This is a genomic window from Gluconacetobacter sp., assembly GCF_047721585.1.
GTDB classification, from domain to species: domain Bacteria; phylum Pseudomonadota; class Alphaproteobacteria; order Acetobacterales; family Acetobacteraceae; genus Gluconacetobacter; species Gluconacetobacter dulcium.
This window is the reverse complement of sequence record NZ_JBDNXE010000043.1, coordinates 1-14,349: the sequence shown is the minus strand read 5'-3', so window position 1 is coordinate 14,349 and position 14,349 is coordinate 1. Positions and strand designations below refer to the sequence as shown.

Genomic DNA, 14,349 nt, shown 5'->3' with positions numbered 1-14,349 from the left:
GGTGGTATGCTGTCTGCCGCGTGAACAGGCGGGAGAGAGAATGCGACGTCGGACAATGCTGTTGGGGGCGGCGATGCTCCCCGTTCCGGCAAGGGCTTGGGCGTGGGACGGTCGGACGGTGGACGTGCTGTATGCCGGTTCGCTGCTGAAGCTGATGGAACGGGGCGTCGCCCCGGCTTTCGACGCGATCGGCGACGATATCTTTCGCGGCTATGCGGGCCCGTCGGGTGCCCTTGTGCATCAGATCCGGGGTGGGCTGCGGCGGGGCGATGTGTTCATCAGCGCCGATCCGGCCCTGAACGGCCGGCTGGGCGACCTGGTGTGCTGGTTTATCATCTTCGCGCGCTCGCCGCTGGTGATCGGGTACAATCCGCAGAGTCCCATCGTCGACGCCTTGCAGACACGGCCCTGGTACGAGGTCCTGCAATTGCCCGGCGTCCGGATCGGCCGGACCGACCCGGCGCTGGACCCGAAAGGGGCGCTGACCGTCCATATGTTGCAGCAGGCCGAAGCGTTCTACCATCAGCCTGGCCTGGCGGCGCGGATCATGGGCTCTGACCGGTCCGGGCAGGTACGGCCGGAGGAGAGCCTGGTCGGGCGCCTGCAATCGGGACAGATCGATGTCGGTTTCTTCTATGCGATGGAAACCGCCGACATGCAGATCCCGAGCATAGAACTGCCGCCGGAACTGGCGCTGGCGGCCCGGTATTCGGTCACGATCCTGAAGGATGCGCCGAACCCCGATGGGGCGGCGCGGTTCGTTGCCTTCCTGCTGGGCAAGGAGGGGAGCGCGGTTCTGCGGCAGCATGGGCTGGAGAAGATGGTGCCGGTTCTTGTGGGAGATGACAGGACGCTGCCCGCGCTGGTGCGGCCGGTCATTCGTCCCTGACGGCGCGCGGCATGCGGCCCATGCCCGGTGCGGTAAAGGGGCTGGCCTGCCTTCTATGCCTGTGGCTGCTGGCACCCTTCGTGGCGGGCATGGTGCGGCTGGGCGACGCAGACTGGGCCGGCGTGGATCGCGCTGGACTGGCCCGGGCCGCCGGCGTGTCGATGGCCAGTGCCGGGGTGGCGACGCTGCTGATCGGGCTGTTCGGCATTCCGCTGGGGTATGTGCTGGCGCGGGGGCGCGGCTGGTGGACGGTGTGGCTGGGCGGGGTGGTGCAGTTGCCGCTCGCCCTGCCGCCGCTGGCCGGCGGCGTGCTGCTGCTGTTTCTGCTGGGTTATGGCGGGCCGCTGGGCGGGCTGGGGCTGAGCGAGCATTTTGCCGGCATCGTCGCGGCCGAGATGTTCGTCGCGGCGCCGTTCCTGATCATCGCCGCCCGTTCGGCCTTCGCGGCGGTCGATCCGGTACTGGAGGACGTGGCGGCGACGTTGGGGCACCGGCCGGGCGCCATCTTCCGCCGGGTGAGCCTGCCGCTGGCGTGGCGGTCGATCCTGGCCGGGCTGGTTATGGCGTGGCTGCGGGCCTTCGGCGAATTCGGCGCGACGGTGATGCTCGCCTATCATCCTTACTCCCTGCCGGTCTTTACCTATGTCGCGTTCGGCGAGGCGGGATTGCCGGCCATGTTGCCGGTACTGGCGCCGACCCTGCTGCTGGCCGGGCTGGCAATGGCGGCGGGGCACTGGCTGACGCGACCCGTCGCCCGTGGTGCCGCGCCCCGCATGGCCACGTTGCCGCTTCTGGCCGCGCGGGAGGGGGTGGAGGCACCACCGCGCCATCTGGCGCTGGCGATCCGCCGTGACCTGCCGGGTTTTACCTTTGACGTGACGCTGGAAAGCCGGGCGCGGCGCATTGCCATCCTCGGGCCATCCGGATCGGGAAAATCGATGACCCTGCGGGCCATCGCGGGGTTGGAGGATGTGGCGGGGACGGTGCGGCTGGATGGAAGCGACCTGTCGCCGCTGCCGCCCGAGCAGCGTGCGGTTGCCTATGTGCCGCAAGGTTATGCCTTGCCGGCGCATCTGACGGTGGCGCGGCAGGTGACGTTCGCGACCGATTGCGTGCCGGAGCGGGCGGCGGCCTGGATGGGCGCGCTGGGGCTTGAGGGTGTGTCGGGGCGATATCCGGCCGAACTCTCCCCCGGCCAGCGTCAGCGGGTGGCCCTGGCGCGGGCATTGTCGCGGTGCCGTGTGGACCTGGTGCTGCTGGACGAACCGTTTTCGGCGCTGGATGCCCCCTTGCGCGCGCGGCTGCGGCGGGAGGTTCTGGCCGTGCTGCGCGGCATGGAGGTGCTGACGGTACTGGTGACCCATGATCCGGCGGAGGCGCTGGCCATGGCGGAGGAACTGGTGCTGCTCGATGCCGGCCGCGTGATCCGTGCCGGACCGACCGCCGATGTGTTCGCCCGGCCGGGCAGCGAACTGGCCGCCCGCCTGCTGGGCGCCGAGGCGATCGGCGACGGGACGATGCTGCCGGACGGACGGATCGACGTGGGGCAGGGCGTGACGCTGCTGGCGCGGCATCCGGACGGGGAGGGAACGGATCTGCCGCCGCCGGGGACGCGGGTGCGCTGGTCGGCGCGGCCCTACCAGATCCGGGTGGCGGACGATGGCGCCTGCCCCGCCCGTATCCTGTGGCGGGGCAAGGTGCGCGACGGCCAGCGCCCGATGGGGCTGCGTCTGGGGGATGCCGAACTGGAGATCGTGGCCGATCCGTCCTGCGCGGCGGATGGCGCGTGCCGGGTGAGCATCGACCCACGCTGTCTTCAGGTGTGGCCGGCGGCCTGATGTCCGGCTCCTGGAGGCGGATCAGATGATGCCGCGGGCCTCGCTGATCGCGGGTTCGTGGATGGCGTCGCGTACGATGTGCAGCGCCCGCTCCAGGGTCGGGCGGTCGTCCGGAGCGCCGAGGCAGATCCTGAGGCCGGACTCGGCGTCACGGGACACGCAGCAGGCTTCGGGCGGCGTGAGGTCCACCCCGGCGCGCAGGGCGTGGTTCAGGGTGCGCTGGGCCGCCAGTGGGGAGAGCGGCACCCAGACATGGGGCGAGCGCGCCGCGCCCGGACTGTCCATGGCAGGCCCCAGGATCTGGCGTGCCATCGCCAGCCGTGCGGCGGCTTCGGCCTGGACCGCGTCGGCGACGGCGTCGGCGGTGCCGTCCGCCACCCAGCGCGCGAAGATCATGCCGCCGAGTGCCGGCGGGCAATAGCCCAGCGCGCGGATGCCGCGCATGATCCGCTCGCGCGCCACATTGGGCGGCAGGGTCACGAACGCCAGGCGGAAGCCTGGACAGACCCCCTTGGAAATGCTGGCGAGATAGACCGTGCGTTCCGGCGCGATGGCGGCGAGCGGCGGCGGTCGGTCGGCCGGATCGGCATAGAGATAGTAGGCGTCGTCTTCGAAGATCGTCAGGTCGTGCTGTCGGGCGACCCGTGCGATGTCCTGCCGCCGGGACAGGCTCATCGTCCGGGTGGTGGGGTTTTGCAGGGTCGGGACCGTGAACAGGACGCGGGCACGGGTTTCGAGCGCGGCGCGTTCCAGCGCGGACGGGATCAGCCCTTCCTCGTCCATCGCCACGCCGCGCAATGTCAGGCCCATATGTTCGGCGGCGGTGCGGGCGCCGTAGAAGGTGGCGGACTCGCACAGCACGGTGTCGCCGGGCCGGCAGAGCGAGGACAGCACCAGCGTGATCGCGTGCTGGCCGCCATTGCACTGGATCAGGTCGGCCGGGTCGCATGCCAGACCGTAGCGGCGCGCCAGCCACGCCGCCCCGGCTTCGCGCACCGAGCGCAGGCCGGTGGCCTGGATATACTGGACGGCGGGTTCCAGTTGCCCGCTGGCGGCCAGATCCGCGACCGCGCGCTCCAGTGCCCGGGACAATCCGACACGCGGCGGGATGTTGCAGCGCAGGTCGATGCCGGTGCCCTGCGGGCCGGTTGCCTTGGCTTCGGAGGCGGAAGCCACCGAGTCGAAGCTGGTAGCGATCGCGATATCGGGGCTCGTTCCACGAATGAAGGAGCCTCGGCCGACATGGGCCAGCAGCAGGCCGCGTCGCTCGGCCTCGGCATAGGCCTTGGTGACGGTACCGACGCTGAGCCCGAGCGTATGGGCCAGGTCGCGCTGGGGCGGCAGGCGACTGCCTGCCGGCAGGATGCCGGCTGCGATATCCCGTTCCAGCGCGTCGGTCAGCCGGGCATAGAGCGGGCCGGGTGAAGGCGGAATGTCGGGGCGCCAGATTTGGGTCATTTGTCCTGCCGTGAACGGTGCGATCGGATTGAACTAGGACAATATAACGATTGACCCTCGATAATCCTAGAACAAAACTACAGAAATGAAGAGGAACGCAATATTGTAATAGTACAATGTGTGGGACGGAGGGCCTCTTCGCGCGTGAGAGAGGACGATTGATGATGGTCATCGCGGCAAAGGAAGCGCGATCCGCCCGGAAGCCGGCCCAGCCAGTCCAGCAGCCTGGGGAGGGCAGGATCTGGTGTCACGTCGAAGCGGCCGGGATCGGGCTGATCATCGCGCTGGGGCTGATCCTGTTACTGACGCTGCATGGAGCGGCGTGATGAATGATCGTGGGAATTCGGAGAAAGAACTGATGACGACATATATCTTTCATCAGGTTGACGTCTTCGCGGCGGCGCCGCTGAAGGGGAATCCTCTGGCCGTCGTCGCGGGGGCTGACGGGCTGGACGACGGGCAGATGGCGGCCTTCGCGAACTGGATGAATCTGAGCGAGACGACCTTCCTGCTCAAGCCCACGCAGCCCGGTGCCGATTACCGGGTGCGGATCTTCACGCCGGAGACGGAGTTGCCGTTCGCCGGTCATCCGACCCTCGGGTCGTGTCATGTCTGGCTGGCCATGGGCGGCGTGCCGCAGGGGCGCGACGTGGTGCAGGAATGCGGCGCCGGCCTGGTGACGGTGCGTCGCGATGCTGACGGATTGGCCTTCGCCGCGCCGCCCCTGCGTCGGGCGGGGCCGGTCGATGCGGCGGATCTGACGGTCGTCACGCGCGGGCTGGGCCTGTCGCCCGATCGGGTGGTCGCCGCGAACTGGGTGGATAACGGCCCCGGCTGGGTCGGCCTGATGCTGGGCGACCGGGAGGAGCTTCTGGCGCTTCGGCCTGATTCCCAGGCGCTGGCGGGCTGGAACGTGGGCGTGGTCGCGCCCTGGAATCCGGAGTGCGATGGGGATGGAGCCAGCTTCGAGGTGCGGGCTTTTATCGGCGGGGCCGCGGTTTTCGAGGACCCGGTGACCGGCAGCCTGAATGCCGGACTGGCGAAGTGGCTGATCGGTACCGGTCTGGCGCCGCAATCCTATATCGCCAGCCAGGGCACGGTGCTGGGGCGGATGGGGCGCGTGCGGGTGGCGCGGGACGAGGCGGGAATCTGGATCGGCGGTGCGACCGTGACCCGGATCAGCGGACAGGTTGCGCTATAGTTTCATGAGAGGGTTTTGGAAAAGATGGCGTCCTGTTCTTTCCTTATTTCGGATCGTGCAGCAGCAGCACGCAGCCGAACAGGATGAACAGGGCGCCGCTGGTGCGCTGCATGCGCCGGCGCCAGGTGGTGCGGGACAGCACCGCCGCCAGCCGGGCGCCGCTGCCGGCATAGACGAGGTACCACAGCACTTCCACCACCGCCGAGGTTGCGATCAGCAGCGCGTATTGCGGAGCCTGCGGGGCGGCGGGATTGACGAATTGCGGCAGGAACGACGCCGCGAAGATGATGGCCTTGGGGTTGCTGGCGCCGACCAGGAACGACGTGCGCAGCGAGCTGTGCCAGGCCAGTGGCGGCAGGGCGGCGCCTTCCGCCTGCGCGGCGGGGGCGTGTGACAGCCAGCCGCGTATGCCAAGCTGGATCAGGTAGAAGGCACCGGCGAATTTCAGGATCGTGAACAACAGGGGCGAGGCCGCCAGCACCGCGCTGAGCCCCAGTGCCGAGGCCGCCATCAGCGCGACCAGCGACAGCAGGCAGCCCGTCATGTCCGGGAGTGCCCGCCGCACCCCGTAGCGGATGCTGGCGGTCATGATATGCGTCATGTTCGGCCCCGGAATGGCCGAAAGCAGGAACACGGCATTGAGGTAGAGCAGCCACGATTGCAGCGTCATGACGGGGAGGGCTCCTATGCCGCGTCGGCGGTCGTGAGCGCGCGCAGGTCGGCGGCGAGCGCATCCACGCGGGCAATCTGCGAATCCCACGCGAACATGAAGCGGGCGCTACCGCCGATGAAGGTATAGAACCGCCAGCCCCGCGCATGCAGCCCTTCGGTCAAGGTCTCCGACAGTTTGAGAAATACGCCGTTGGCTTCGACGGGGAACATGATTTCCACCCCCGGAAGCCCCTCGACCTGCCGGGCGAAATGGCGGGCGCAGGCATTGGCGTGGGCGGCATGCGTGCGCCAGGCGCCGGTTTCGAACATCACGGCCCAGGGCGCCGAGAGGAAGCGCATCTTGGAGGCCAGTTGCCCCGCCTGCTTGCAGCGGTAGTCGAAGCCTTCGGCGAGGGCGCGGTCGAAGAAGATCACGGCTTCGCCGATCGCCATGCCGTTCTTGGTGCCGCCGAAGCTCATGACATCGACACCGGCCCGCCACGTCATTTCGGCCGGGGCGCAGCCCAGGGTTTCGACGGCGTTGGCGAAGCGCGCGCCGTCCATGTGCAGCCGCAGGCCCAGTTCGCGGCAGGTGGCGGAAATCGCGCGGATCTCGTCCAGCGTGTAGACCTGCCCGGTCTCGGTCGGCTGGGTGATGGTGACGGCCTTGGGGCGCGGGAAATGGATGTCGGTGCGGCCCAGCACGAACGCGCGGATCGTCTCGGGCGTCAGCTTGCCGTTGGTGGTGCGGCCGACCAGGATCTTGGCGCCGTTGGAGAAGAATTCCGGCGCGCCGCATTCGTCAGTTTCGACATGGGCGATATCGGCGGCGATGATGCTTTCGTAGGACTGGCAGAGCGATGCCAGCGCCAGCGAATTGGCCGCCGTGCCGTTAAAGACGAAGAACAGTTCGCAATCGGTCTCGAATGTCCGGCGGAAGGCGTCGGCGGCGCGCAGCGTCCACGGATCGTCGCCATAGGCGGTGGCCGAGCCGCGATTGGCTTCTTCCATCGCCCGCAGGGCTTCGGGACAGATGCCGGCGTAATTGTCGCTGGCGAATTGCTGGGTGTTGGGCATCGCGGTTGCGGCCTTTCCTCGCTTGCTACAGGCACCACGAGGATCGATGACAGTGAGGTAGCGGTCCGTTTTTTGCCGGATCGGCCACATCTTCCCATAACGGGAACGCCACCTTGCTCGGATGCAGGTTGGTGCCGGGAGGTCCCGGCTCTGGATGCGGCGCGCACCATATCGCAGCGTATCGGCGGCGGCAAGCGAGCCCCCGGCGCATGGCGGGGGGGCGTTTCGACTGGATGGGAAAAGGCGCCCGGCGGTTGGGCCGGGCGCTGCCTGGATCAGGCTTTATAGCGGCTGAGCGCCAGATCCTCGTGCGCGATGTCCGGCTTGCGGCCCGAGAGGATGTCGGCCAGCACCCGGCCCGAGCCGCAGGCCATGGTCCATCCCAGCGTGCCGTGGCCAGTATTGAGATAGAGATTGTCGATTCCGGTCGGGCCGATGATCGGCGTGCCGTCCGGTGTCATGGGGCGCAGGCCGGTCCAGAAGGTGGCGGCCGGTACGTCGCCGCCGCCGGCGAAGAGGTCGGTCAGCGAATGTTCCAGCGTGGCCCGGCGCGGGGCGCGGAGCGTGGTGCTGAAGCCCGCCAGTTCGGCGGTGCCGCCGACGCGGATACGGTCGCCCAGCCGGGTGATGCCGATCTTGTAGGTCTCGTCCATCACTGTGGAAACCGGGGCGCGCGCGGCATCGACGATCGGGGCGGTGATGGAATAGCCCTTCACCGGATAGATCGGCAGGTCGAGCCCCAGGCCGCGCACCATGGCGGGCGAGAAACTGCCCAGCGCCAGCACGTAGGAATCCGCCTCCATCCGGCCCCGACTGGTGTCGATGCCGGCGATGCGGCCCCCCTCGCGCTTCAGGTTGCGGATCGTGGTGTCGTAGAGGAAGGTTACGCCGCGTTCCGCCGCCATCGCGGCAAGGCGCTGGGTGAACATGTGGGCGTCGCCGGTTTCGTCGCCCGGCAGGCGCAGGCCGCCCACGAGCTTGCCCTGCGCCGCTGCCAGGCCGGGTTCGGCCCGTACGCAGCCGGCGGCGTCCAGCAGTTCGTAGGGCACATTGTACTGGTCCAGCACGCGCAGGTCTTCGCCGATATGGTCGAGCTGCTTCTGCTTGCGAAAGACCTGGAGCGTGCCCTGCTGGCGGTCGTCATAGGTGATGCCGGTGCTGGCGCGCAGTTCGGTCATGACGTCGCGGCTGTATTCCGCCAGCCGGACCATGCGGCCCTTGTTGCGGTCGTAGGCGGCGGTGGTGCAGTTGGCCAGCATCTGCGTCAGCCAGCGCCACTGGTGCGGGTCGGCCATCGGGCGGAACACGAACGGACGATGGGCCATCAGCAGCCAGCGCACGGCCTTGAGCGGCACGCCCGGCCCGGCCCAGGGGGACGAATAGCCGGGCGAGACCTGGCCGGCATTGGCGAAGCTGGTTTCCAGCCCCGCCGCCGGCTGGCGGTCGATGACCGTGACCGTGTGTCCGGCCTGCGCGAGGTACCAGGCCGAGGTCACGCCGACCACGCCGCCGCCGAGAATGATGATCTTCATGATGTGTCGTCAGGTCCGCTCAGGAGAGGGAAGAGGCCGCGCCGTCCGCGACATAGGCGCGGTGGTAGCGGTGGCCCAGGGAAGTCAGGATTTCGTAGCCGATGGTGCCGGCGCCACGCGCGACCTCGTCGACCCCGTGCTGCGGTCCCAGCAGGTCGAGCATGGCGCCGGGGGTGGTGAGGGAATCGGGGGCGTCGGTAATGTCGACGGCCATCGAATCCATCGAGATGCGGCCGACGATCGGCAGGGGCTGGGTGCCCAGCCAGGCGCGGCCCTCTCGCGCCGCGTGGCGCATGAAGCCGTCGGCATAGCCGGCGGCGATGGTCGCGATCCGGCGTCTGCTGGTCGGGCGGTAGGTCAGGCCGTAGCCCACACCGTCCCTGGGGCCGACGGTGCGGGTCTGGAGAATGCGTGCCTGCAGGCGCACCACCGGGCGCATGGGGTTGGGCGCGGTGCCGTTGGGTGCCACGCCGTACAGCGCGGCGCCGGGGCGCACCAGGTCGAAATGGAAATCCGGCCCCAGGAAGATGCCTGACGAGGCGGCCAGGCTGAGGGGCGCGGCGGGCAGGCGCGCGCGCATGGCCAGCAGGCGTTCGCGCTGATGGGCGCTGGCCGGGTCGGACGGGTCGTCTGCGCAGGCAAGGTGGCTCATGACCAGGCACCGTTCGATGCCGTGCCAGCCGTCGGGGTCGGCGTCGATCCGCTCCAGATCCTCTTCCGACAGGCCGAAGCGCGACATGCCGGTATCGAACTGCACCGCCGCCGGCAGGGTGCGGCCCAGCCGGTGGGCGAGGGCACGCCAGGCGCCGATCTGCTCGACGCTGTTCAGGACCGGGATCAGGTCGTGATGCACGCAATCGGCCTCGGCCCCGGCCAGCGGGCCGTGCAGGACGAAGACCCGGCTCGCGGGGGCGATATGGGGACGCAGGGCGATGCCCTCGTCGACATGGGCGACGAAGAAGGTGCGTGCGCCCGCCCGTTCCAGCATGGGGGCGACCCGTGCCGCGCCCAGCCCGTAGGCGTCGGCCTTGACCACCGCCGCGCATTCCGCGCCGCTCGCGCGGGCCTGCACCGTGCGGTAATTGGCGCGGATGGCGTCGAGGTCGATCGTCAGGGTCGCGCCGGCCCGGCCACGGGGCCAACTGGCGTCGCACAGAGGGGTGGCGGGGGGAGAGTGGGGCATGGGCGGCGCGGCCTCGACCGATCAGGGCATGGGATGTGCGCCGTCAGCTTAGGCTGGCTTTGGCTGATATTTCCTGCCGAATGACCGCATGATCTGTCGCCGAGGCGCGAAATATGCAACTCTCTGCGCCTGAATGGCATAATCTGCCGGGATGGTTGCTGAAGCATGATAGATTCCGATTCAAAACAAAATATGGACCGGGCGACCGAGGCGATTCTGCGCCATCTGAGCCAGGACGGGCGCATGACCAATGCCGACCTCGCGCAGCGGGTCGGGTTGTCCCCTTCGGCCTGCCTGCGGCGGGTGCGGCAACTGGAGCGGGCCGGGGTGATCCGGGGCTATCGCGCGATCATCGACGAGCGGGGGCGCGAGGGGACGACGATCGTGATCGTGCGGATCACGCTGGACCGGCAGACGGAGGAATGCCTGCGGCGGTTCGAGGCGCGGGTGAAGACATGCCCCGATGTGCGCCAATGTTACCTGATGACGGGCGATGCCGATTACCTGCTGCATGTCGCGGTGCGGGACGCGGCGGATTACGAACGCATCCATAACGAGGAACTTTCGCGCCTGCCGGGCGTGGCCCAGATCCAGAGCAATTTCGCCATTCGTCCCGTGGTCTGGCGATAAAGGAGGGCGCATGTCGGACCAGAGCGAAACCGCCATTCCCGACAGCCATCGGGCCCAGCCGGTGGAACTGGAGCAGGATGATACCGTGCGCCGGGCCGTGGTACGGATCGCCCGCGTCCTGCGCGACCATCTGGAGGCCAATCTGCCGGTGGCGATGGATGGGCGGAATGTGGAGGGCGTGCATCAGGTGCGCGTGGCCCTGCGCCGTTTCCGCGCACTGGTGGGGCTGCTGCGCCGCGATTATCCCAGCGCGACGCTGGACGAGGCGGCGGCGCGGGCGCGCATGCTGGCCCGCGCGGTCGGCGACGCACGGGATTGGGATGTCTTCATGCTGGAAACGCTGCCCGGTCTCAGCCCACTGGGGCGGGCGGGGGTGAATGTTGCCGGGCTTCTCCTGCCGTTGGCCGGGTCTCTGCGCGACGGTGCCTATGCGCGGGTGCGGCAGGTGCTGGGCGGCGAGGATGCCGGGTGGGTCCTGCATCTGATGGGGCACCTGGCCGATGGTGGTCTGTGGGACGAGGCGCGTTCGCCAGCGGGGCTGAGGGCGCTGGAGGAACCGGCGGCCGATTTCGCGGCCCGCCATCTTGGGCGGCTGCATCGCAAGGCGCGGCGCGAGGGGAGGGGGTTCGCGCGACTGACGCCGCCGGAGCGCCATCAGGTACGTCTGGCGCTGAAAAAATTGCGCTATGCGTCGGAATTCTTCGTCACGCTGTATGTGCCGGCACAGAAGGACAGCCGCTATCTGCGGCGTCTGGCGGCGGTGCAGGCGGCCCTGGGGGTGGATAGCGATGTGTTGACCACCGGGCGGTTGCTGGCGCTGTTCGACGGCGCGGCGGGTGGCGAGATGGGCCATGTGGTGGGCGCGGTGACCGGCTTTCTGTGCTGCCGGCAGGATGCGACCCATGAGGCGGCGCACAGGCGGTGGCGCAAGTTTCGCCGCACGCCGGTCTTCTGGGCTTGACGTCGGAAAAGGCGTTCATCGGACTGTCACGAAGTCTTCATCGGGCCGTCGTTGCTTCCGGCCCGGTATCGTGGTCTTGGACCCGCATTCTTACGGACATGCTGCCGCGAGAAGGAGAGCCATGTCATGATCAAATCCGAGATCGTCGAGATCGACGGTGTATTCGTCGGGGTTGTCATCCAGTCCCGTCACGATGGAACGCGCGTCTTTCGTGCCATTCACGAATGGCTGTGTCCGCTGAACGGGCAGATCATGGCATCGCTTCAGGATGCGCGCATGCTGGCGGCCAGCCTGTTCCGCCGGCAGCGGGTCGCGGCACGCGCCGCCGCCTGACGACCGGACTGGAGGCGCGCGCCGGATTACCGCCCGCGCGCCTCTCCGGATGGATGCTCAGGTGCCCTGGACGATGACGACGCGGTAGGACGACCCTTTCCAGCGGTGTTTCACCACCTCCTGGTATGCCGGGCTGTCGTACCAGGCGCGTGCCGCCTCGATATCGGGGAACTCCAGAATCACCACGCCTTCGGGCGGTGTTCCTTCCAGCACCTGCTGGGAACCGTAAGCCGTCAGCACCTTGAGGGGATGCCCTGCGAAGCTCTTGGCGACATCCTGCCCGTAGGCATCGAGCTCCGACTGGTCGGTGGTGGCTTCGCGGGTAAAGACGATATAGGCGGTCATGGCCTGTTTCTCCTGTGGAAAAATGAGTCTGCCATGACGGGTGGTCGCCGGCCACCCGACGTCACGTCATTGTGGTCGGGTGCGCATCCATGGGCACGCTTTCATACGGTTCCCGCGGCGGATCGTCCGGATCGGCAAAAGAGGTGAGGTGTCGGCCGGTCGGCGCGTCGCTCATGGTGTCGATGATGGTATCGAGATCTCGCACCGTGGAAGCCTGATGCCGCAATGCGCGGGCCGGGGAGGCCCGTATGGAAATCCTTCGTGTCGCGCCGGATCGGAAAACGGGCAAGGGAAGAGCGCCGCGCGCATGAGACCTGCGCGATCAATGGCATTACGCAGTATGCGGTTTTGACGCCATTCTCGCTGCGATCATTCATGCAGGGAAGGATTCGCGGCAATGGGCGGGGCTTCGGAGCCGTCGGGGCAGCAGAAGAGAACGGGAAAAAGACTTCTGGCAGCCCATGTGCCGCAGGCGCTGTCCCGTTTGCGGCTTCATCGTGCGCTGGAAGGGCGGAGCGATGACAATATCGTGCGGGTGGGTCATGCCGACAGGGCGTGGTCCGATTTCTATCACCATGCCCTGACGATTCGGTGGAGCAGTTTCTTCTGGTATGCCCTGGCCGGCTATATCGTGGTCAACGCCGCGTTCGCGCTGCTTTACATGATGGTGCCACGGGAGGTTACCGGCACGCGGCCGGGCGTGTTCTGGGATTATTTCTTCTTCAGTATCCAGACCTTTTCCACTGTCGGTTATGGCGTAATGGCTCCGGTGGGCCGGGCGGCGCATGTCATCGCGTCATGCGAACTGCTGGGGGGCATGATCCTGAATGCGGTGGCGACCGGGCTGGTCTTTGCACGGTTCGCCCGCCCACGGGCGCGGCTCATGTTCAGCAACAGTGCCCTGATCCGCAAGGATGGCGATACGGCGCATCTGAGCCTGCGCATCGCCAACCGGCGATTGAGCCCGATCCTGTCGGTGGATGTGGAATTGTTTCTCTCGCGCCTGATCGTCCAGCCGAACGGGCGGCTGGCCCGGCAGTTCGATCCGCTGGTGCTGGTGCAGTCGCATATTCCAGTCCTGCGCTTCGCTTTTTCGCTGATGCATGTCATCGACGCGCACAGCCCGCTGAACGGCCTGACGATCGAGGCATTGCACAAGGAGGAGGCGGAGATCGTCCTGACCGTGACCGGAACCGACGAGGTGTCGGGGCAGAGCGTCTTTGCCCGTACGGCCTACGGCTTCGACCGGGTGCTGTACAATCACCGTTTCGTCGATATCATCGATGCCTCGGCCGACGGGCGGATCACGGTCGATTATACCCGCTTCCATGCGACCGAAGGAGAGTGACGGTCAGAGCGGCTTCCGGTCCCAATGACCATGTGACGACCGGAACCCGTGCGCCCCGTGCCAGCCCGGCGCGAGAGATCAGAGCGTGACGTTCTGGAGCACGTCGAACCCTTCGAAGACCGGCGGGCCGATCGTCAGTTTCTTGCCTTCGCCAGCGGTGGCGTGGGCCTGGCGGAACTGTTCGGATTGCGTCCAGGCGATGAAGGCGTCACAGGATTCCCAGACGGTGTGGGAGGCGTACAGTATGTAGTCGTCGCGCCGGGGCCCCTTGAGGAACTGGAACGAGACGAAGCCCGGAACCGTCTTGAGCAGCACGTCGCGGTCCAGCCAGCGGCGCTGGAAGGCCTCTTCGCATTCGGGGGTGACGCGGAACCGGTTCATGGCGATATACATGATGCGCTCTTTCTTTCGGTCGTGGCCCGGAATTGGGCGAAATCATGCGGAATGACGAACGGACGTCCGGTTTCCACATGGATGCGGAGGCGGAGGGCGGCAATGTCGAACGTCGTCTCCAGCGTGTCCGGCGTCAGGACCTGGGCGGGTGGCCCTTGCGCGCGGGTGCGGCCATGGTGCAGCACGAGGATGCGGTCCGCGCGGCTGGCGGCCCAGTTGAGGTCGTGCAGTACCATCAGGCAACCGCCGCCTTGCCGGGCATGGTCGCGCGCAATGTCCATCACTAGGCGCTGCCTGGCGAGGTCCTGGGCCGAAATCGGTTCGTCGAGCAGCAGGAAGCCGGGACGGCCCGCGTGCATGGATGGGGCGAGCTGGGCGAGCACCCGTGCGAGGTGCGCCCGCTGACGCTCGCCGCCCGAAAGGCTCATGACATCGCGCCCGGCGAATGCCTCCAGGCCGACGCGCCGCAGGGCTTCGCTGGCGATGGCCTCGCGCCGGGCGGGCGGGCAT

At 67.9% G+C, this 14,349-nt stretch carries 17 protein-coding genes and 1 riboswitch; of the genes, 8 read left to right on the top strand and 9 right to left on the bottom strand.

Annotated elements, in window-relative coordinates:
* The first annotated feature begins 40 nt into the window (after positions 1 to 40).
* Positions 41 to 889 (top strand): extracellular solute-binding protein, encoded by an 849-nt coding sequence (locus ABF821_RS09985; RefSeq protein ID WP_182974106.1) that lies wholly within the window; start codon positions 41 to 43, stop codon positions 887 to 889.
* An 11-nt stretch (positions 890 to 900) separates the two neighbouring features.
* The gene (locus ABF821_RS09980; RefSeq protein ID WP_415529910.1) at positions 901 to 2,727 is read left to right on the top strand and encodes an ATP-binding cassette domain-containing protein; all 1,827 of its coding nucleotides are present in this window, start codon (positions 901 to 903) and stop codon (positions 2,725 to 2,727) included.
* A gap of 21 nt (positions 2,728 to 2,748) precedes the next feature.
* Here the strand turns inward: ABF821_RS09980 and ABF821_RS09975 are convergent, their stop codons facing one another.
* Entirely contained in the window at positions 2,749 to 4,185 is a 1,437-nt protein-coding gene (locus ABF821_RS09975) for a PLP-dependent aminotransferase family protein (RefSeq protein ID WP_415529909.1), read from the bottom strand.
* A 161-nt stretch (positions 4,186 to 4,346) separates the two neighbouring features.
* Between ABF821_RS09975 and ABF821_RS09970 the strand changes: the two genes are divergently transcribed.
* Positions 4,347 to 4,511, top strand: a complete 165-nt coding sequence (locus ABF821_RS09970) for a hypothetical protein (protein WP_415529908.1) — start codon at positions 4,347 to 4,349, stop codon at positions 4,509 to 4,511.
* A gap of 32 nt (positions 4,512 to 4,543) precedes the next feature.
* Positions 4,544 to 5,386: a PhzF family phenazine biosynthesis protein gene (locus ABF821_RS09965; RefSeq protein ID WP_415529907.1), complete on the top strand. Its 843-nt coding sequence runs from the start codon at positions 4,544 to 4,546 to the stop codon at positions 5,384 to 5,386.
* A 43-nt stretch (positions 5,387 to 5,429) separates the two neighbouring features.
* Here the strand turns inward: ABF821_RS09965 and ABF821_RS09960 are convergent, their stop codons facing one another.
* The 4 genes from ABF821_RS09960 to alr all read right to left on the bottom strand — a co-directional run bounded on the left by ABF821_RS09960 (position 5,430) and on the right by alr (position 9,829).
* Positions 5,430 to 6,056 carry a LysE family translocator gene (locus ABF821_RS09960; protein WP_182974102.1) on the bottom strand — a complete coding sequence of 209 codons (627 nt, stop codon included), beginning with the start codon at positions 6,054 to 6,056 and terminating at the stop codon, positions 5,430 to 5,432.
* 14 nt (positions 6,057 to 6,070) lie between these two features.
* A complete protein-coding gene (locus ABF821_RS09955) occupies positions 6,071 to 7,114 on the bottom strand; it encodes a threonine aldolase family protein (protein ID WP_415529906.1) in 1,044 nt (347 codons plus the stop codon).
* A gap of 58 nt (positions 7,115 to 7,172) precedes the next feature.
* Positions 7,173 to 7,277: riboswitch (SAM-I-IV-variant riboswitch) on the bottom strand.
* Between the two features lie 112 nt (positions 7,278 to 7,389).
* The gene (locus ABF821_RS09950) at positions 7,390 to 8,646 is read right to left on the bottom strand and encodes a D-amino acid dehydrogenase (protein WP_415529905.1); all 1,257 of its coding nucleotides are present in this window, start codon (positions 8,644 to 8,646) and stop codon (positions 7,390 to 7,392) included.
* A gap of 19 nt (positions 8,647 to 8,665) precedes the next feature.
* The gene (gene alr / locus ABF821_RS09945) at positions 8,666 to 9,829 is read right to left on the bottom strand and encodes an alanine racemase (RefSeq protein WP_415529904.1); all 1,164 of its coding nucleotides are present in this window, start codon (positions 9,827 to 9,829) and stop codon (positions 8,666 to 8,668) included.
* Between the two features lie 165 nt (positions 9,830 to 9,994).
* Here alr and ABF821_RS09940 point away from each other — a divergent pair, with 165 nt between their 5' ends.
* From ABF821_RS09940 to ABF821_RS09930, 3 genes are all read left to right on the top strand, one after another.
* Positions 9,995 to 10,459: an Lrp/AsnC family transcriptional regulator gene (locus tag ABF821_RS09940; protein ID WP_415529903.1), complete on the top strand. Its 465-nt coding sequence runs from the start codon at positions 9,995 to 9,997 to the stop codon at positions 10,457 to 10,459.
* Positions 10,460 to 10,469: 10 nt separating this feature from the next.
* Positions 10,470 to 11,420: a CHAD domain-containing protein gene (locus tag ABF821_RS09935; RefSeq protein ID WP_415529902.1), complete on the top strand. Its 951-nt coding sequence runs from the start codon at positions 10,470 to 10,472 to the stop codon at positions 11,418 to 11,420.
* Positions 11,421 to 11,546: 126 nt separating this feature from the next.
* Positions 11,547 to 11,753, top strand: a complete 207-nt coding sequence (locus tag ABF821_RS09930) for a hypothetical protein (RefSeq protein WP_415529901.1) — start codon at positions 11,547 to 11,549, stop codon at positions 11,751 to 11,753.
* Between the two features lie 57 nt (positions 11,754 to 11,810).
* Here the strand turns inward: ABF821_RS09930 and ABF821_RS09925 are convergent, their stop codons facing one another.
* Positions 11,811 to 12,098, bottom strand: coding sequence for a DUF1330 domain-containing protein (locus tag ABF821_RS09925; RefSeq protein WP_415529900.1), 288 nt, complete (start codon positions 12,096 to 12,098; stop codon positions 11,811 to 11,813).
* 61 nt (positions 12,099 to 12,159) lie between these two features.
* Positions 12,160 to 12,303, bottom strand: coding sequence for a hypothetical protein (locus tag ABF821_RS09920; protein WP_415529899.1), 144 nt, complete (start codon positions 12,301 to 12,303; stop codon positions 12,160 to 12,162).
* 192 nt (positions 12,304 to 12,495) lie between these two features.
* Between ABF821_RS09920 and ABF821_RS09915 the strand changes: the two genes are divergently transcribed.
* Positions 12,496 to 13,446, top strand: a complete 951-nt coding sequence (locus ABF821_RS09915) for an ion channel (RefSeq protein WP_415529898.1) — start codon at positions 12,496 to 12,498, stop codon at positions 13,444 to 13,446.
* Between the two features lie 78 nt (positions 13,447 to 13,524).
* On the opposite strand, the gene ABF821_RS09910 is transcribed toward ABF821_RS09915, so the two are convergent.
* Complete coding sequence (locus ABF821_RS09910) at positions 13,525 to 13,839, bottom strand: antibiotic biosynthesis monooxygenase family protein (protein ID WP_415529897.1); 315 nt, start codon at positions 13,837 to 13,839, stop codon at positions 13,525 to 13,527.
* Positions 13,824 to 14,349, bottom strand: a 526-nt coding sequence (locus tag ABF821_RS09905) for an ATP-binding cassette domain-containing protein (protein WP_415529896.1), incomplete at its 5' end; no start/stop codon positions are given. The genes ABF821_RS09910 and ABF821_RS09905, both read right to left, overlap by 16 nt.